This window comes from Aquabacterium sp., from assembly GCF_036279675.1.
GTDB lineage: Bacteria > Pseudomonadota > Gammaproteobacteria > Burkholderiales > Burkholderiaceae_C > Aquabacterium.
This window is the reverse complement of sequence record NZ_DASUIS010000073.1, coordinates 1-16,930: the sequence shown is the minus strand read 5'-3', so window position 1 is coordinate 16,930 and position 16,930 is coordinate 1. Positions and strand designations below refer to the sequence as shown.

Genomic DNA, 16,930 nt, shown 5'->3' with positions numbered 1-16,930 from the left:
GGCTTGCACTGCTTCATGCCCAGGGAGATGCGACGCTTGTCTTCGTCGATTTCCAGAACCATGACTTCCACTTCGTCGCCCAGGTTGACGATCTTGTTGGGAGCCACGTTCTTGTTGGTCCAGTCCATCTCGGAGACGTGCACCAGGCCTTCGATGCCCGGTTCGATCTCGACGAACGCACCGTAGTCAGCAATGTTGGTAACCTTGCCGAACAGGCGGGTACCCGAGGGGTAACGGCGAGACACGCCAACCCAGGGATCGTCGCCCATTTGCTTCAGACCCAGCGAGACGCGGTTCTTCTCGGCGTCGAACTTCAGGACCTTGGCCGACAGCTCCTGGCCCACGGTCACCACCTCGGAGGGGTGACGCACGCGGCGCCATGCCATGTCGGTGATGTGCAGCAGGCCGTCGATACCACCCAGGTCCACGAAGGCACCGTATTCGGTGATGTTCTTGACCACGCCGGAGACGATGGCGCCTTCGCGCAGCGTTTCCATCAGCTTGGCGCGCTCTTCGCCCATCGAGGCTTCGACCACAGCACGGCGCGACAGCACGACGTTGTTGCGCTTGCGGTCCAGCTTGATGACCTTGAACTCCATGGTCTTGCCTTCGAACGGCGACATGTCCTTGACAGGGCGCGTATCGAGCAGCGAACCAGGCAGGAAGGCGCGGATGCCGTTGACCAGAACGGTCAGGCCGCCCTTGACCTTGCCATTGACGGTACCGGTCACGAAGTCGCCAGACTCCAGTGCGGTTTCCAGAGACAGCCACGAAGCCAGACGCTTGGCCTTGTCGCGCGACAGGATGGTGTCGCCGTAGCCGTTTTCGATGGCGTCAACAGCCACCGACACGAAGTCGCCCACTTGGACTTCGATCTCGCCCTGGTCGTTGCGGAACTCGTCGATAGGCACATAAGCCTCAGACTTCAGGCCGGCGTTGACCACCACGAAGTTGTGTTCGACGGCCACCACCTCAGCGGTGATGACTTCGCCCGGGCGCATGTTGGCGCGCTGCAGCGACTCTTCAAAAAGGGCGGCAAAAGATTCAGACATGGAGTTTCCTGTGCTGGGGTGAGCCAGCGAAAACGCCCTGATCGACAGGAACGACCAGAACGGGTTGGGTTGAAGAACATGACAACCGGGCCACCTTGCAGCAGCCCTGATCGCTCAAGCGCCTGCCTGGCAGCATGCGCCGGAAGTCACAGCCTTTTGGTAAAGACCCCTCGTGAATGTCAAAGACACCGGTCAATGACGAACGATCACGTGAGGCCAGCCCTCGACCCACAATCCCAGCACCGTTTCCACCGATTGTTCGATGGTCCAGGCGGAGTTGTCGATCTTGTGGGCATCGGCAGCAGGCACGAGAGGCGAGACGGCGCGGGTACGGTCCCGCAAGTCGCGCGCCTCCAAGTCTGCGCAGATCTCATCGAGATTAGCAGAAATCCCTTTTGAAATCAATTGGTTATAACGGCGTTCCGCGCGCTCTTTGACGGATGCCGTCAAAAACACCTTCATGGCGGCGTCCGGAAAGATGACGGTGCCCATGTCGCGGCCGTCGGCCACCAGGCCCGGCAAACCCCGGAAAGCCTTCTGCAGCTCGACCAGCGCCTGGCGAACGCCAGGGAAAACGGACACCCGGGAAGCGGCCTGGCCGATGTCTTCGCGGCGCACCAGTTCGCCTACGTCGCGCTGGTCCACCCAGATGTGTTCCCGATCAAAACGCAGGGAGATGGCATAGCCGAGCTGGCGGGCCAGGGCTTCGAGCGACTCGGCGTCATCCAGGCTGATGCCGCGTTCGGTGGACAGCAGGCCGGTGACACGGTAGAGCGAGCCCGAATCCAGGAACTGGTAGCCCAGGCGGGTGGCCAGGGCGGAGGCCAGCGTGCCCTTGCCTGAGGCCGTGGGGCCATCGACCGTGATCACGGGGATCAGATCCGGATTGGTCTGGGCAACCTGGAACAGCGATTCGAAGTAGTCGGGGAAGGTCTTGCCGACGCAGCGGGGGTCTTCGATGCGCACGGAAATCGGTTTGCCGGCCTCAGCGGTCGGGGCCAGCGGGTTGAAGGCCGCCAGCGAGAAGCACATCGCCATGCGGTGGTCGTCGTAGGTGTGGATGCTGGCGTGCTGCCACTGGCCTTGAGCCGGTGGCGTGACTTCGATGAAGTCCTGCCCTTCGACCACGGTGGCGCCCAGCTTGCGCAGCTCGCAGGCCATGGCGGCGATGCGGTCGGTTTCCTTGACACGCCAACTGGCGATGTTGGTCAGGCGGGTGGTGCCCTGGGCGTACAGCGCCATCACCGCGAGCGTCATGGCCGCATCGGGGATGTGGTTGCAGTCCATGTCGACGGCTTTCAAGGGCCAGTCTCCACGGCGCACTTCCAGCCAGTTGGGGCCGCTGGTCACGTGTGCACCCATGGCCTGGGCGGCTTCGACAAAACGGATGTCGCCCTGGATGGAGTCGGCGCCCACGCCTTCGATGCGCACGGGCAGTGCACCACCGCCAATGGCGCCGGCCGCAATGAAGTAGGACGCGGATGAGGCATCAGCTTCGACGTGGATCTCACCGGGCGACTGGTAGTGGCTGCCTTGCGGGATGACAAAACGTTCCCAGCCCTGACGTTCGACCTGGATGCCAAAGCGGGCCAGCAGATTGAGCGTGATCTCGATATACGGCTTGGAGATCAGCTCGCCCACGACCTCGATCGTCAAAGGCTGATCTTGCGAAACCAGGGGCAGTGCCAGCAGCAGGGCGGTGAGGAACTGGCTGGAGACATCGCCACGCACCTTGATGGGCGCAGACAGTTTCAGTTGGCCACCCGACAGGCGCAGTGGTGGGTAGCCTTCATTGCCTGTGCATTCGATGTGGCATCCCAGTGGGCGCAGGGCATCGACCAGGTCGCCAATGGGGCGCTCATGCATGCGGGGCACGCCGCTGAGCGTGAACACGCCGCCCTGTGTAGCCGACAGCAGCGCCAGCGCAGCCGTGAGCGGGCGCATCGCCGTGCCGGCATTGCCCAGGAACAGATCGGCCTTCAGCACGGCCAGTTTGCCGCCCAGGCCCGTGATGCTGACGGTATCGCCATCCTGCTGCAGATCGCAGCCCAGTGCGCGCAGCGATTCCAGCATGACGCGGGTGTCGTCCGAGGCCAGCAGGTCGTGGACGACGGTGGTGCCTTCGCTCAGGCCGGCCAGCAACAAGACGCGGTTGGAGATGCTCTTGGAGCCGGGCAGGCGCACGGTGCCACCGGCAGACAGCAGGGGCGGGAGGTCAAGGAAGGCAGTGGTGTACATGAGGGACGACGAATTCGGGGGCGAGGCGCGTGGTCTGTGCCGATCAGGCGGCGTTCTTCAAACGCGCGTCGTGGGCGATTTGGCGCCCAGTTGCCACTGGCTGCGGGCATCGGACGCGGATTGGATCTGTTCTTGCAGCGTAGGGCCGTTCCAGTCGCGCATCTGGCGTTCCATCTGCTCCAGCGCGTGGCGGAAGGCTTCCGATTGCTTGAGCACTTCCTCGCGGTTGGACAGCAGGATGTCGCGCCAGATGGTCGGGTCACTCGCGGCAATGCGCGTGAAGTCGCGGAAGCCCGGGCCTGCCAGAGACAGGTATTCCTGACCCAGGGGCTGTTCGGCCATGGCATTCATGTAGGCGAAGGCCAGCAGGTGCGGCAGGTGGCTCACGGCGGCAAAGGCCGCGTCGTGGTTCTCCGGTGTCATCTTGAGCACCTGGCAGCCCACGGCGGCCCACACATCGGTGGCCTTCTGGATGAGGGCCGGGTTGGTTTGCGGCAGCGGTGTCAGGATGGTCTTGCGACCCTGGTAGAGCGCGGCGTCGGCGTGTTCGATGCCGGCGACTTCACGGCCGGCGATCGGGTGGGCCGGCACGAAGGAGGGCAGGCGCTCCTTCAGCACGCGGCGGGCCGCATCGACCACATCACGCTTGGTGGAGCCCACGTCCATGAACAGCACACCGGGGTCCACCAGATGGCGGATGGCCTTGAAGGTGCCTTCGCTGGCCGCCACGGGCACGGCGATCAGCACGATGTCCGAGCCCGATACGGCCAGCAGGGCGGATTCAGCGGCGACGTCGATCACACCCAGGCGACGGGCCTTCTCGACGGTGGAGGGCGATTTGCTGTAACCCACGACCCGTTTGACCAGACCGGCCTTTTTCAGGGCCAGGGCGAACGAGCCACCCATCAGGCCACAGCCGATCAGGCCGAGTTGGTTGAACATGATGCAAACGTCCTGGAAACTTCAGTGCACATCCAGCGGGAAGCTGCCGAGCACCTTGAAAAGAGAGCATTGGGCGCGCAACTCGTCGAGCGCGGCAGCCACGTTGTCCTGCGCCGGATGGCCGGCCAGGTCGATGAAGAACACGTATTCCCACTGGCCGGAGCGCGCCGGGCGCGACTCGAAACGGGTCATGGACACGTTGTGGCGCTTGAGCGGCACCAGCAGATCGTGCACCGCACCCGGGCGGTTGTCCACCGATACCGCCAGGCTGGTGCAGTCATGGCCGGTCGGGGCCGCAGGCGTGTGGGTGTCGGTGTGGGTGACCACCACAAAGCGCGTGCGGTTGTGGGCTTCGTCCTGCACGGCGCGTTGCACCACGTGCAGGCCGTACTGCATGGCGGCACGTTCGCTGGCCAGCGCGGCGATGCTGGCGTCTTCGCCTGCCATGCGGGCGCCTTCGGCGTTGCTGGACACGGCACGGCGCTCCACGCCTGGCAGGTTCTGGCTCAGCCAGCCCTGGCACTGCGCCAGCGCCTGCGGATGTGCGGCCACCACCTTGATGCCTTCACGGCTGAGGTCCTTGCGCAGCAGGTTGTGCGTGACCAGCAGGCTGGTTTCGCCCACGATGGTCAGCGGCGACTGCAGCAGCAGATCGAGCGAACGGGCCACGACGCCTTCGGTCGAGTTCTCGATGGGCACCACGCCGAAATCGGACGAGCGGGCCGAGGTTGCGCGGAACACCTCGTCAATCGAGGGGCAGGCGATGGGCTCGATGGACGAGCCGAAATAGTTCAGCGTGGCCTGTTCGCTGAAGGTGCCGACGGGGCCCAGAAAGGCCACGCGCTGGCGCGCTTCCAGCGAGCGGCAGGCCGACATGATCTCGCGCCAGATCGGGGCGATGCTGTCGGCCAGCACGGGGCCGGGGTTGCGGTTCTTCAGGCGGTCAATCACCTGGGCTTCACGGTCCGGGCGGAACACGGGCGAGCCGTCGATCTTCTTGACCTCGCCCACCGCCTGCGCGAGTTTGGCGCGTTCGTTGAGCAGGGTCAGCAGTTGCTGGTCCACCACGTCGATGCGCACGCGCAGGTCCGCCAGTTGCTCGTCAACCGGGCGGCCGTCGGGTTTGAAATGATCGGGGGCGTGGTCAGCCATGGCTTGCTGCAAAGTCCTTCATGTAGGCGACCAGCGCCTGGACCCCTGCGACCGGCATGGGGTTGTAGATCGAGGCGCGCATGCCGCCCACGCTCTTGTGGCCTTTGAGCTGCACCAGGCCAGCGGCCTTGGCACCTGCCAGGAAAGCGTCGTTGAGCTCGTCCTTGGGCAGGAAGAAGGGCACGTTCATGCGTGAACGGCAGTTGGCCGCCACCTTGTTCACATAGAAGCCCGATGCATCGATGTAGTCGTACAGCAGGTTCGCCTTGGTGATGTTGCGCGCCTCGATCGCTGCCAGGCCGGTCAGATCACCTTCACGCTGGCGCTTGATCCACTGGAACACCAGACCGGCCAGGTACCAGGGGTAGGTGGGCGGCGTGTTGTACATGGAGCCGTTGTCGGCCACGATGCGATAGTCGAAGGCCGATGGCGTGCAGGGCAGGGCGTGACCGATGAGGTCTTCACGCACGATCACCAGCGTGAGGCCGGAGGGGCCGATGTTCTTTTGCGCGCCGGCGTATGCCAGGCCCACGCGAGACCAGTCCACCGGACGCGACACGATGTGCGACGAGCAGTCGATCACCAGCGGCGCCTTGGAGCCCAGCGCAGCCAGATCCGGCAGTTCATGCATTTCGACACCATGGATGGTCTCGTTGCTGCACACGTGCACGTAAGCCGCGTTGTCGCTGAGCTTCCAGGTGCTGTAGTCGGGCAGGGCAGTGTGGTGGTCGCCCTCATTGGTGGCCGACACATGCACTTCACAGTACTTGCGCGCTTCCTTGGCCGACTTCTGCGACCACGAACCCGTGATCACATAGTCGGCGCGGCCGCCACGCGACAGGTTCATGGGGACGATGGCGTTTTCCGCAATCGCGCCGCCCTGCATGAACAGCACCTTGAAGTTCGCAGGGATCGCCAGGATCTCGCGCAGATCGGCCTCGGCCTGTTCGGCAATGGAGAGGAACTCCTTGCCGCGGTGGCTCATCTCCATCACGCTCATGCCGGAACCACGCCAATCCAGCATCTCGCTGGCTGCCTGTTGCAGGACCTCGTCCGGCAGTGCAGCCGGACCCGGAGAGAAATTGAATGGGCGTGTCATGAGCGGAAACGGGAATTACTTCTTGGCAGGGGGCTTGGCGGCGGGAGCGGGGGCTGGCGCGCCTGCACCATTGAGGCGACCACCGGTGGCGTTGTCCAGGATCTTGCGCACGGCGGCATCCAGCGCCTGCACCTTGGGTGTGACCTGGGGCTTGGCATCGGCCACGACCTTTTCCAGCAGGCCTTGCGTGGCCTCGGGCATCATGGTCTGGTACTTCTTGAGCGCAGGCGATTCCAGGATCGAGATCAGCTGCTTGAGTTCGTCTTCAGTGAACTTCTCTTCCAGCATCGGGCCCACTGTCGTGGGGGCCAGTTTGATGGCAGAGGCGCGGAACACCGGCGTGGCGGACTCGACGTACTTCTTGATTTCGGCATCGATCTGCTTGGCCGTGGCCTCGCGCTTGTCCTCGGGCACCGCCTGGGCCATGATCTGGCGCACGTTGGCGGCCAGTTGGCGGGCAGGTTGCTCGGCCACGCCGCGAGACAGGTCATCCAGACCCGACTGCTGCAGTGTCAACACCTTCTGGACCAGGTCCTTCTTGTCGGCATGTGCAGACAGAGAGGTCACTGCCAATGCAGCGGCCACAGCCGTTGCCCATACCGTTTTCGTCAGCGTCATTCAGGGTCCTTCAATCGGGTTGATCGATCAGTTTTCGGTGCCGCCATCAGTATCGGCGTTCCCGGCGTCCGGTGTGTCACCACTGGTTTCTTCGCTGTCGGCATTCGCATTGGCGTCGTTTTCGACGATGCGTTGCAGGCCGATCAGCTTGGCGCCTTCATCCAGCGAGATCAGGGTGACGCCTTGTGTGGCGCGGCCCAGTTCGCGGATCTCGCTGACACGGGTACGCACCAGCACGCCCTTGTCGGTGATCAGCATGATCTCGTCTTCCGGACGCACCAGGGTGGCCGCGACCACCTTGCCGTTGCGCTCGGATTGCTGGATGGCGATCATGCCCTTGGTGCCGCGACCATGACGGGTGTACTCGACGATGCTGGTGCGCTTGCCGTAGCCGTTTTCGGTGGCAGTCAGCACCGATTGGGTTTCGTCTTCGGCCACCAGCATGGCGATGACCGACTGGCCTTCTTCCAGCATCATGCCGCGCACACCGCGGGCGCTTCGGCCCATGGGGCGCACGTCTTCTTCGTCGAAGCGCACGGCCTTGCCGCCATCACTGAACAGCATCACGTCGTGCTTGCCGTCGGTCAGTGCGGCGCCCACCAGCACGTCACCCTCGTCCAGGCCCACGGCGATGATGCCGGCCTTGCGGGGGTTGCTGAAGTCGGTCAGCGGGGTCTTCTTGACGGTGCCCAGACGGGTCGCCATGAAGATGTAGTGGTCTTCAGGGAAGGTGCGGAACTCGCCGGTCAAGGGCAGCACCACGTTGACCTTCTCGTCCTTTTCCAGCGGGAACATGTTGACGATGGGGCGGCCGCGCGAGTTGCGCGAGCCCTGCGGCACTTCCCAGACCTTGAGCCAGTACACACGGCCACGGTTGCTGAAGCACAGGATGTAGTCGTGCGTGTTGGCGATGAAGAGCTGGTCGATCCAGTCGTCTTCCTTCGTCGCCGCAGCCTGCTTGCCTCGTCCGCCGCGCTTCTGGGCGCGGTATTCGCTCAGGGGCTGGCTCTTGATGTAGCCGGTGTGCGAGAGCGTCACGACCATGTCGGTCGGGGTGATCAGGTCCTCGGTGCCCAGTTCCTGTGCGTTGTGCTCGATGGTGGAGCGGCGCTCGCCGACCTTGGTCTGGCCGAATTCGGTGCGGATAGCGGTCAGCTCGTCGCCGATGATGACGGACACACGCTCGGGCTTGGACAGGATGTCCAGCAGGTCGGCGATCTCGGTCATCACATCGCGGTATTCGCCGATGATCTTGTCCTGCTCCAGGCCGGTCAGGCGTTGCAGGCGCATCTGCAGGATTTCGCTGGCTTGCGAATCCGACAGGCGATACAGGCCATCCGGCTGCAGGCCATAGCTCATGGGCAAGCCTTCAGGGCGGTAAGCCGCGGCGCCGCCAGGCGTATCGGTGCCGACGCGTGCCAGCATCTCTCGCACCATGGACGAATCCCAGCCCTTGCTCATCAGGGCGGCCTTGGCCACGGGTGGCGTCGGCGAGGTCTTGATGGTCTCGATGAATTCGTCGATGTTGGCCAGCGCCACGGCCAGGCCTTCCAGCACGTGGCCGCGTTCGCGCGCCTTGCGCAGCTCGAACACGGTGCGACGGGTCACCACTTCGCGGCGATGCTCCAGGAAAACCGTGATCAGGTCCTTCAGGTTGCACAGCTTGGGTTGCCCGTCGATCAGGGCCACCATGTTCATGCCGAAGGTGTCCTGCAACTGCGTCTGCTTGTACAGGTTGTTGAGCACGACCTCGGGCACTTCGCCGCGCTTGAGCTCGATCACCACGCGCATGCCGGACTTGTCGGACTCGTCCTGCAAGTGGCTGATGCCTTCGATCTTCTTTTCGTTGACCAGCTCGGCGATGCGCTCCAGCAGGGTCTTCTTGTTCACCTGGTAGGGAATCTCGTCGACGATGATCGCCTGGCGGTCGCCCTTGCCGATGTCTTCGAAGTGCACGCGGGCACGCATGACCACGCGGCCACGACCGGTGCGATAGCCTTCGCGCACACCGGACAGGCCATAGATGATGCCGGCGGTGGGGAAGTCGGGTGCGGGGATGATCTCCATCAGCTCGTCGATCGAGCAGTCGGGGTTCTTCAGCGCGTGCAGGCAGGCGTCCACCACCTCATTGAGGTTGTGCGGCGGGATGTTGGTGGCCATGCCCACCGCGATACCGGCCGAGCCGTTGACCAGCAGATTGGGCACGCGCGCCGGCAGCACGAGTGGCTCTTGCAGCGAGCCGTCGTAGTTCGGGCCGAAGTTGACCGTTTCCTTGTCGATATCGGCCAGCATTTCGTGGGCGATCTTCGTCAGGCGGATTTCGGTGTAACGCATGGCCGCAGCGTTGTCGCCGTCGACCGAGCCGAAGTTGCCCTGACCGTCGACCAGCATGTGGCGCAGCGAGAAGGGCTGCGCCATGCGGACGATGGTGTCGTAAATGGCCGAGTCACCGTGTGGGTGATATTTACCCATCACGTCACCGACGATACGCGCGCTCTTCTTGAAGGGGCGGTTCCAGTCGTTGTTCTGCTCGTGCATCGCGTACAGGGCGCGGCGGTGCACGGGTTTGAGACCATCACGGGCATCAGGCAGGGCCCGGCCAACGATCACGCTCATCGCGTAATCGAGGTACGAACGCCGCATCTCCTCTTCGAGGCTGATGGGCAGGGTTTCCTTGGCGAATTGCGTCATGCGGGGCTAAAACTGTGAGAAGAGACGCCTGGGCCGGGATGGCTCAGTGGGCGTCAGGGGCTTCCACTGGCGCATGCAACCCCCTTGCGGGCGTGCGTGCGGTCAAAGAGGAGATTGTAATTGGCCGCCAATGTCGTCCCAGCGCAACAATATGGCCGCTTCTCCCGGCGCTGACTCAGTCTTGCCCCTGTCTTACTTGAGCCGGAAAGTGGCTATGGCACAATCGTTTTCGTTATGTGCCCTAGGGTTTACCTAGAGGGCACGTCCCCACCCCCTCAAGGGGAGGTTGCCCTGTCAGGGTGCTCCGCAGTGGAATGCTGCGTCTTAATCGTGAGGATTTGCATGAACAAACTCAACAAATTTGCCGCTCTGTTTGCCACCGCTGCTCTGGCTGGTTCCGCTTTCGCCCAGTCCGTGGACAACTGGCGTGCGACCGACGGCACCGTGTGGAAGAACGGTTCCAACGAATACTGCTGGCGCGACAACAACTGGACGCCTGCTACCGGCGTTCAAGGTTGTGATGGCGTGCCCAAGCCTGCAGCACCTGCTGCCCCGGCTCCTGCTCCGGCTCCTGCCGCAGCACCGGCTCCTGCACCTGCTCCTGCCCCTGTGGTGGTGCCGGCTGCACCTGCTACCGAAAAGGTGAGCTTCGCCGCTGACGCTTTCTTCGACTTCGACAAGGCTGACCTGAAGCCCGAAGGCAAGGCCAAGCTGGACGACCTGGCCGACAAGGTCAAGGGTCTGACGCTGGAAGTCGTGATCGCCGTGGGTCACACCGACGCCAAGGGTACCGACGCCTACAACCAGAAGCTGTCGGTCAAGCGCGCTGAAGCCGTGAAGACCTACCTGTCCGGCAAGGGCATCGAAACTTCGCGTATCTACACCGAAGGCAAGGGCAAGTCGCAGCCTGTGGCCGACAACAAGACGGACGCTGGCCGCGCCAAGAACCGTCGCGTTGAAATCGAAGTGGTTGGTACCCGCACCAAGTAATTCGGTTTTAACCGGATGATCAAAAGGCCCTCGTTGAGGGCCTTTTTCTTTTGGTGTGTTGGATGTGGCGAATAAAGAAAAGGCAGATGGGGTACACGGCTGCGCTCATGTCCTCCGTCCGGGCTGCGCCCGGCCTCCTCCTTTACTTCGCTCCGCCGTGCACCCCATCTGCCTTTTCCTTGCGCGGAGGTGGTGGTGGGGAGGAGATTAGACAGCGGCTTATGCCGCTGTCTAATCTCAGGCCTTCGCGGAGCGAAGGCGCTGCCAGAGCGTTTCGCTGCCATGTGGTGCGGGTGGTCGGCGTAGCGAAGTAAAGGGGGAGGCCGGGCGCGGCCCGGACGGAGGACATGAGCGCAGCCGGCCACCCACGCCACATGGCTAGCACAGCCCACAAAGCGTCCTGAGCGAAGCGCACCAATAAAAACAAAGCCCGCCAGAAGGCGGGCTTTGCATCAATGCACGCTGATGGTGAACTCAAGCCGCTAAAGCCACATCCTTGCCGCTCAAGCGCTTGGCCAGGCCTGTCGCCAGGCGATTGGTCAGACCGTAGATGGACAGCTGCGGGTTGGCGCCAATGCTGGTGGGGAACAGCGAGCCATCGTGAACCGACAGGTTCGACAGTTGCCAGTGCACACCATCCGGGCGTACGACGCCCAGTTGTTCCGTGCCACCCATGCGGCATCCACCCATGATGTGCGCACTGCCGCCACCCACGTAGTAGGACTTCATCTCGTAAGCCGAGATGGCTGCCTTGGCTTCAGCCCAGCTGGTGTAGTACTGCGCCTGTTCGTGCAGCGGCATGACCTTCTTGGCGCCAGCTGCGAACTGCACTTCCGCCATGGTCAGCAGGGCTTGCTTGAAGCCTGCCAGCACATAGTCGGACATCGCGTAGTTCAGCAGCGGGCTGCCGTCCACGTTCAGGATCACATTGCCGCCAGTGGATTCCGGGTGGAAGCCATCGCGCAGCAGCGCCAGCATCATCTGCGTGTTGGGATAGTTCTGGAAGCGCTCGGCCAGGCTCTTGCCATAGCCGCCCATCAGCACGGCGGCAAGGCCTGGGTGCATGGGGGTGGCTTCCAGCTTGTAGCCGATCGGGCCTTCGTGGGGCGCGTTGTGCACGAAGTGATCCGAATAGATCGACTGTGGTGCGCCCGCCCAGCCTTCGATGCGCTGTTCGAACACGCCGCCCGAAAACGCGACGGGGTGCAGGAAAGTGCGCGTGCCCAGCAGATCATGCGGGTCTGGTGCCTTCGAGCGCTTGAGCAGGGCAGGCGAGTTGATCGCACCGCCAGACACCACATAGTGCCTGGCCGTGATGCGCATCACCTTGTCGGAGGTCTTCTGACCGTTGACACGGATCGGCACGCAGATCAGGCCTTCGACCTTGTCGCCCTTGATCACGAATTCCTGGGCACGTGTCTGATAGAACAGGCGTGCGCCGGCTTCCAGCGACGAGGGAATGGTGGTGACCAGCATCGACTGCTTGGCGTTGGTTGGGCATCCCATGCCGCACGATCCGAGGTTCCAGCAGCCTTTGACGTTGCGTGGGATCACATCGGCCGAAATGCCCAGCTTCTTGGCGCCGGTGCGCAGCAGCTCGTTGTTGGGGTTGGGGGGGGCCTCTTCCCACTTGTGCATGTTCAGGCGCTTTTCAGCCTGGCCGAACCACGGGGCCATGGCAGCTTCATCGAAGCCCTTCAGGCCGAAGTTGTCTTCCCAGTATTTCAGGGTGGAGGCGGGCGTGCGGAAGGAGCTGGTCCAGTTGATGACGGTGGTGCCGCCCACGCAGCGACCTTGCAGCAAGGTCAGTGTGCCATCCATGTTCTTGCGGCCGCCGCCTTCCTGATACAGGCTGGCGTACGCCTCGGACTCTTTCTGATTGAAGTCGGTGCTGGTGCGCAGCGGGCCTTCTTCGACCAGCACGACATCCAGGCCTGCCTTGGTCAGCAACTCGGCCGTGATGCCGGCGCCGGCGCCGGAGCCCACGATGACAACATCACATTGAACTTGTTCGGGCAGGCCTTGTTCGCCATTGGTGGCCTTCCAGCCACGTGCCAGGCCTTCGCGGAATGGATCGGGGAGTTTGCTCATATTTGGACGGGGCCTGGGTAGCCGGTCAGAGACCAGTGGGCGCTGTTGGCGAAGAAGGACATGCAGACCACGCCACGCAGGGATTGATAGGTCAGGCGGGTGCTGGGCAGCGGGTTGAGTCGCATGACCTCCAGGGCCTGAGCGAGCTCATCTTCCGTGGCTTGCGTCCACGAAGCGCCCATGCCGGTCAGCAGCTTGCGAGTGGGGTAGTTGCCCAGCAGGCCCAGCAAGGCGTTGACCTCGATCTGCAGCACGTTGGGCATGCCGTTGAGGAAGGCCTCGGTATGGGCGAGGTGCCCCTCCAGCATGGCGTTGCGTTGCGCCGGATCCTTGGGCAGCATGGGGCCCACGAAACCGAGGGTCAGGCCTCGCAGGACATCGCGGCCATGTTCGGTCAGCTTGCCGTTGCTCATGCCCCGGTGCCAGTACACCAGACCGCCAAGGGCGCCGCCAACGGCACCGATGGCCAGCGCCGACTTGAGGAACCAGCGGCGCTTGGGTTGAAGTGGGTGATCTATGGATCGGTCGACCATGTGTTTGGCTTCCGTGCGTAACAGTTTCCAAATAAGGAAAGATGGTGAGTCAGATTGCCGAGAGATTGTGCCTTGCGTGTGTCGTGAGTCGCGATGGCGTTTAACCTCTCGGAGACGCTTTTTTCCAGGCTGTCGGCGGAATGAACAAGAAGTGCGGCGTTCTCTATTAGGGGAATACCCTTAGTCACGAATGTTGCAGAATTCATGCAGCGCTTCAAGCGAATTCACTGGGCTTCTGACGCATGTCGGCCTGCAATTGACCCACTCATTCAAGAGGATGACGAATGACGACTTCCAAACCCTGGCTGGCCAGCTACGAACCCGGCGTGCCGGCAGAAATCAACCCCGGTGAATACAACTCGCTGGTTGAGCTGCTGGAGCAGTCGTTCAAGCAGTTTGCCAAGCGCGACATGGCCGCGTTCATGGACGTGCACTGGACATTCGAGCAGATCGACGACATGTCGCGCGCACTGGCGAGCTGGTTTCAGTCCAAGGGTCTGGCCAAGGGGGCGCGCATCGCCTTGATGATGCCCAACATCCCTCAATACATGGTGGCGATCGCTGCGGTACTGCGTGCCGGTTATGTGGTGGTCAACGTCAACCCGCTGTACACCCCGCGCGAGCTCGAGCATCAGCTGAAGGATTCGGGTGCCGAAGCCATCATCGTGCTGGAGAACTTCGCCGTCACGCTGCAGGAAGTCGTGGCCCGCACGCCCGTCAAGCACATCGTGCTGGCCGCCATGGGCGACATGCTGCCTTTCCCCAAGGGCCTGATCGTCAACTTCGTGGTGCGCAACGTCAAGAAGATGGTGCCGGCTTTCACGCTGCCCAACAACGACAAGTGCAAGCTCACCAAGTTCAAGGATGCGGTGTCGCAAGGTCGTTCGGCCAAGTACACGCGCCCCACGCTCAAGCCCGATGACGTGGCGTTCCTGCAGTACACCGGCGGTACCACGGGTGTCTCCAAGGGGGCCACGCTGCTGCATCGCAACGTGGTGGCCAACATCCTGCAAAACGAAGCCTGGTTCAAGCCTGAATTGGGCAAGCTGGGCGACCAGCCCCTGACCGTCGTGTGCGCACTGCCGCTCTATCACATCTTCGCTTTGACGGTGTGCTACATGATGGGCGCACGCATGGGCAGCATGAACCTGCTGATTGCCAACCCGCGTGACATCCCCGGTTTCATCGAGACCCTGAAGAAGTACAAGGTCAATCAGTTCCCCGCGGTGAACACCCTGTTCAACGCGCTGGTCAATCACCCTGATTTCAACAAGATCGACTTCTCGGGCCTGAAAGTGTCCAACGGCGGCGGCATGGCTGTTCAGCAAGCCACGGCCGATACCTGGAAGAAGGTCACCGGCTGCCCGATCGTCGAAGGTTATGGCTTGTCCGAAACCTCGCCTGTGGCCACGGCCAACCGCCTGGATCTGGAAGAGTTCAACGGTGCCATCGGTTACCCCATCCCGTCGACCGAAGTCGCCATCCTGGACGACGATGGCAACCATCTGGATGTCGGTGGTGTGGGTGAGATTTCCATCCGTGGTCCTCAGGTGATGGCCGGCTACTGGAACCGCCCTGACGAGACCGCCAAGGTCATGACGGCCGATGGTTTCTTCCGCACCGGCGACATCGGTGTGATGGACGCGACCGGCCTGTTCAAGATCGTGGACCGCAAGAAGGACATGATCCTGGTGTCGGGTTTCAACGTGTACCCCAACGAGGTCGAGCAGGTCGTCAACATGCACCCTGGCGTGCTGGAGTGCGCAGCGGTGGGCGTGCCGGATGACAAGTCTGGCGAAGCCGTGAAGCTGTATGTGGTGCGCAAGGATGCGACGCTGACCGAAGCCGCGCTCAAGGCGTATTGCCACGAGCAACTGACTGGTTACAAGTGCCCCAAGCACATCGAGTTCCGCAACGACCTGCCCAAGACCAATGTGGGCAAGATCCTGCGCCGCGAGCTGCGTGACGAAAAGAAGGCTGCCTGAGCGCCGAGCGCAACAGGCCCATGATCGAAGCCGCTGGTGGGAGCCAGCGGCTTTTTTCATGCCTGGATGGCGAGGGCATCCCTCCGCAGGGGGCGCTCTGAAGGGGGGTTAAGAGGGCTTTAAGAAGGGCTGAAGGATCATTTACGAAACGCTTGCGTCGTGCGTCCCTAAAGTGACTTCCATCATCAACGACGGCCCGGTGCAGCACGCCCGGCCACAACAGGAAGTGACATCATGAGCCTCCTCACGCAAGAGATCCCCGTTGATCAACTGGTCGAACACGCCCTTGACCACAGTCATCGATTCAACATGTACCAGAGCGTGCACAAGGGGTTGCGCGCCTTCATGGCAGACACGCTGGTTCGTGTCGGCAGCACCGATTACTCGGATGCGCAGGAACGTGAAGAAGCCGCCGATCAGCTGCGCACGCTGCTGACCATCTGCGGAGAACATCTGAAACATGAGAACCGCTTTCTGCATGTGGCGATGGAGCGGCGCGCACCAGGTAGTACAGCCAGCTGTGCTCAGGAGCATGTCGAGCATGTGGCGCACATCGAGGCCCTGTGCGCCTGCCTGAACCAGGCGCTGGGCGCGCAGCCGGCGCAACTGGCGTCAGCGTGGCAGCGGCTCTACCAGTTGCTGAGTCTGTTCGTGGCCGACAACTACGAGCACATGCTGCTGGAGGAGCGAGAACACAACGCCGTGCTGTGGCGGCACTTCAGCGACGAGGAACTCATCGAGATCCATGATGCCTTGCTGGCCAGTATTCCGGCTGAAGAGATGGCCCTGCATTTCCGCTGGATGGTGCCGCAGTTGTCGCATCCCGAGCGGGTGGCGATGCTGGGTGGCATGCGTCAGGGTATGCCGCCCGAGGTGTTTGCCTCGCAGCTGGACCTGGCGCGACCGTTGTTGAACGCACGTGCCTGGCACAAACTGCAGGCCGCTCTGGCATCGGAGGTGGTCTGCCATGGCTAAGCATCTCTTGCGCTGTGCGGTGCTGTACGCCCTTCTGGGCATCGGCATGGGGATCGTGATGGCGGCCTCGGGCGACTTCACGAACAAGGGCATACACGTGCATCTCAACCTGGTTGGGTGGGTATCCATGGCGCTCATGGCCATGGCCTACCAGGTGTTTCCTGCCATGGCAGACAGCATGCTGGCCAAGGTGCAGTTCTGGCTGCACAACCTGGGTCTGCCCTTGATGGCGGTTGGCATTTATGCCGTGGTGCATCGCCTGCCCATGGCCGAGCCGATCGTGGGCAGTGGTTCCCTGATGGTGGCCCTGGCATTTCTGGCTTTCGCGTTCAACGTCTGGCGCAACGCCGGGCAACCGGCGGAGTTGGGGGCGAGTTCGCAGCGGACTGCCGTGACGCTGGCGTCAGCCTGATCAGTCCACCTGCTGCAGCTTGAGCGCCTGCGTAACCTGGAGCTGGAAGCGACCTCGGCCGGTCTTGTGCATGCGAATGCTGTGTGTTCTCTCGGACAGGCGCCGTTGCAGCAGCACCAGGCGGGCCTCGAGGTTGTCGGCGACATCGGGCA

The 16,930-nt window shown here is 62.8% G+C and carries 13 protein-coding genes; 4 read left to right on the top strand and 9 right to left on the bottom strand.

Annotation, left to right across the window (positions count from 1 at the left end; genetic code table 11):
* The 7 genes from VFW93_RS09115 to gyrA form a co-directional block, all read right to left on the bottom strand.
* Positions 1 to 1,052 (bottom strand): 30S ribosomal protein S1 (locus VFW93_RS09115; RefSeq protein ID WP_329693684.1); only part of this gene is annotated, 1,052 nt, incomplete at its 3' end.
* 192 nt (positions 1,053 to 1,244) lie between these two features.
* Complete coding sequence (locus tag VFW93_RS09110) at positions 1,245 to 3,290, bottom strand: bifunctional 3-phosphoshikimate 1-carboxyvinyltransferase/cytidylate kinase (RefSeq protein WP_329693683.1); 2,046 nt, start codon at positions 3,288 to 3,290, stop codon at positions 1,245 to 1,247.
* 57 nt (positions 3,291 to 3,347) lie between these two features.
* Positions 3,348 to 4,232 carry a prephenate dehydrogenase gene (locus tag VFW93_RS09105; RefSeq protein ID WP_329693682.1) on the bottom strand — a complete coding sequence of 295 codons (885 nt, stop codon included), beginning with the start codon at positions 4,230 to 4,232 and terminating at the stop codon, positions 3,348 to 3,350.
* Positions 4,233 to 4,253: 21 nt separating this feature from the next.
* Positions 4,254 to 5,384, bottom strand: coding sequence for a prephenate dehydratase (gene pheA / locus VFW93_RS09100; protein WP_329693681.1), 1,131 nt, complete (start codon positions 5,382 to 5,384; stop codon positions 4,254 to 4,256).
* Complete coding sequence (serC, locus tag VFW93_RS09095) at positions 5,377 to 6,483, bottom strand: 3-phosphoserine/phosphohydroxythreonine transaminase (RefSeq protein ID WP_329693680.1); 1,107 nt, start codon at positions 6,481 to 6,483, stop codon at positions 5,377 to 5,379. Before serC ends, pheA begins: the two co-directional genes overlap by 8 nt.
* Positions 6,484 to 6,498: 15 nt before the next feature.
* Positions 6,499 to 7,101 carry a hypothetical protein gene (locus VFW93_RS09090; protein WP_329693679.1) on the bottom strand — a complete coding sequence of 201 codons (603 nt, stop codon included), beginning with the start codon at positions 7,099 to 7,101 and terminating at the stop codon, positions 6,499 to 6,501.
* 27 nt (positions 7,102 to 7,128) lie between these two features.
* Entirely contained in the window at positions 7,129 to 9,792 is a 2,664-nt protein-coding gene (gyrA, locus tag VFW93_RS09085; RefSeq protein ID WP_329693678.1) for a DNA gyrase subunit A, read from the bottom strand.
* Between the two features lie 342 nt (positions 9,793 to 10,134).
* Between gyrA and ompA the strand changes: the two genes are divergently transcribed.
* Positions 10,135 to 10,782 carry an outer membrane protein OmpA gene (ompA, locus tag VFW93_RS09080; RefSeq protein ID WP_329693677.1) on the top strand — a complete coding sequence of 216 codons (648 nt, stop codon included), beginning with the start codon at positions 10,135 to 10,137 and terminating at the stop codon, positions 10,780 to 10,782.
* A gap of 474 nt (positions 10,783 to 11,256) precedes the next feature.
* On the opposite strand, the gene VFW93_RS09075 is transcribed toward ompA, so the two are convergent.
* Together VFW93_RS09075 and VFW93_RS09070 are read right to left on the bottom strand one after the other, a co-directional pair.
* The gene (locus VFW93_RS09075) at positions 11,257 to 12,873 is read right to left on the bottom strand and encodes a GMC family oxidoreductase (RefSeq protein ID WP_329693676.1); all 1,617 of its coding nucleotides are present in this window, start codon (positions 12,871 to 12,873) and stop codon (positions 11,257 to 11,259) included.
* Complete coding sequence (locus tag VFW93_RS09070; RefSeq protein ID WP_329693675.1) at positions 12,870 to 13,406, bottom strand: hypothetical protein; 537 nt, start codon at positions 13,404 to 13,406, stop codon at positions 12,870 to 12,872. Before VFW93_RS09070 ends, VFW93_RS09075 begins: the two co-directional genes overlap by 4 nt.
* A gap of 284 nt (positions 13,407 to 13,690) precedes the next feature.
* Between VFW93_RS09070 and VFW93_RS09065 the strand changes: the two genes are divergently transcribed.
* From VFW93_RS09065 to VFW93_RS09055, 3 genes are all read left to right on the top strand, one after another.
* Positions 13,691 to 15,391, top strand: a complete 1,701-nt coding sequence (locus VFW93_RS09065) for a long-chain-fatty-acid--CoA ligase (RefSeq protein ID WP_329693674.1) — start codon at positions 13,691 to 13,693, stop codon at positions 15,389 to 15,391.
* A gap of 234 nt (positions 15,392 to 15,625) precedes the next feature.
* Entirely contained in the window at positions 15,626 to 16,366 is a 741-nt protein-coding gene (locus VFW93_RS09060) for a hemerythrin domain-containing protein (RefSeq protein ID WP_329693673.1), read from the top strand.
* Complete coding sequence (locus tag VFW93_RS09055; protein WP_329693672.1) at positions 16,359 to 16,778, top strand: hypothetical protein; 420 nt, start codon at positions 16,359 to 16,361, stop codon at positions 16,776 to 16,778. The genes VFW93_RS09060 and VFW93_RS09055 overlap by 8 nt, the downstream gene beginning before the upstream one ends.
* Positions 16,779 to 16,930 lie beyond the last annotated feature (152 nt).

What these genes read in the sequence shown, in the direction of transcription:
- VFW93_RS09065 (WP_329693674.1), top strand. Translation starts at nt 13,691, where the DNA reads ATGACGACTTCCAAACCCTGGCTGGCCAGCTACGAACCCGGCGTGCCG.
- VFW93_RS09090 (WP_329693679.1), bottom strand. Translation starts at nt 7,101, where the DNA reads ATGACGCTGACGAAAACGGTATGGGCAACGGCTGTGGCCGCTGCATTG.
- VFW93_RS09105 (WP_329693682.1), bottom strand. Translation starts at nt 4,232, where the DNA reads ATGTTCAACCAACTCGGCCTGATCGGCTGTGGCCTGATGGGTGGCTCG.
- VFW93_RS09075 (WP_329693676.1), bottom strand. Translation starts at nt 12,873, where the DNA reads ATGAGCAAACTCCCCGATCCATTCCGCGAAGGCCTGGCACGTGGCTGG.
- pheA (WP_329693681.1), bottom strand. Translation starts at nt 5,384, where the DNA reads ATGGCTGACCACGCCCCCGATCATTTCAAACCCGACGGCCGCCCGGTT.
- VFW93_RS09110 (WP_329693683.1), bottom strand. Translation starts at nt 3,290, where the DNA reads ATGTACACCACTGCCTTCCTTGACCTCCCGCCCCTGCTGTCTGCCGGT.
- gyrA (WP_329693678.1), bottom strand. Translation starts at nt 9,792, where the DNA reads ATGACGCAATTCGCCAAGGAAACCCTGCCCATCAGCCTCGAAGAGGAG.
- VFW93_RS09060 (WP_329693673.1), top strand. Translation starts at nt 15,626, where the DNA reads ATGAGCCTCCTCACGCAAGAGATCCCCGTTGATCAACTGGTCGAACAC.
- ompA (WP_329693677.1), top strand. Translation starts at nt 10,135, where the DNA reads ATGAACAAACTCAACAAATTTGCCGCTCTGTTTGCCACCGCTGCTCTG.
- VFW93_RS09055 (WP_329693672.1), top strand. Translation starts at nt 16,359, where the DNA reads ATGGCTAAGCATCTCTTGCGCTGTGCGGTGCTGTACGCCCTTCTGGGC.
- serC (WP_329693680.1), bottom strand. Translation starts at nt 6,483, where the DNA reads ATGACACGCCCATTCAATTTCTCTCCGGGTCCGGCTGCACTGCCGGAC.
- VFW93_RS09070 (WP_329693675.1), bottom strand. Translation starts at nt 13,406, where the DNA reads ATGGTCGACCGATCCATAGATCACCCACTTCAACCCAAGCGCCGCTGG.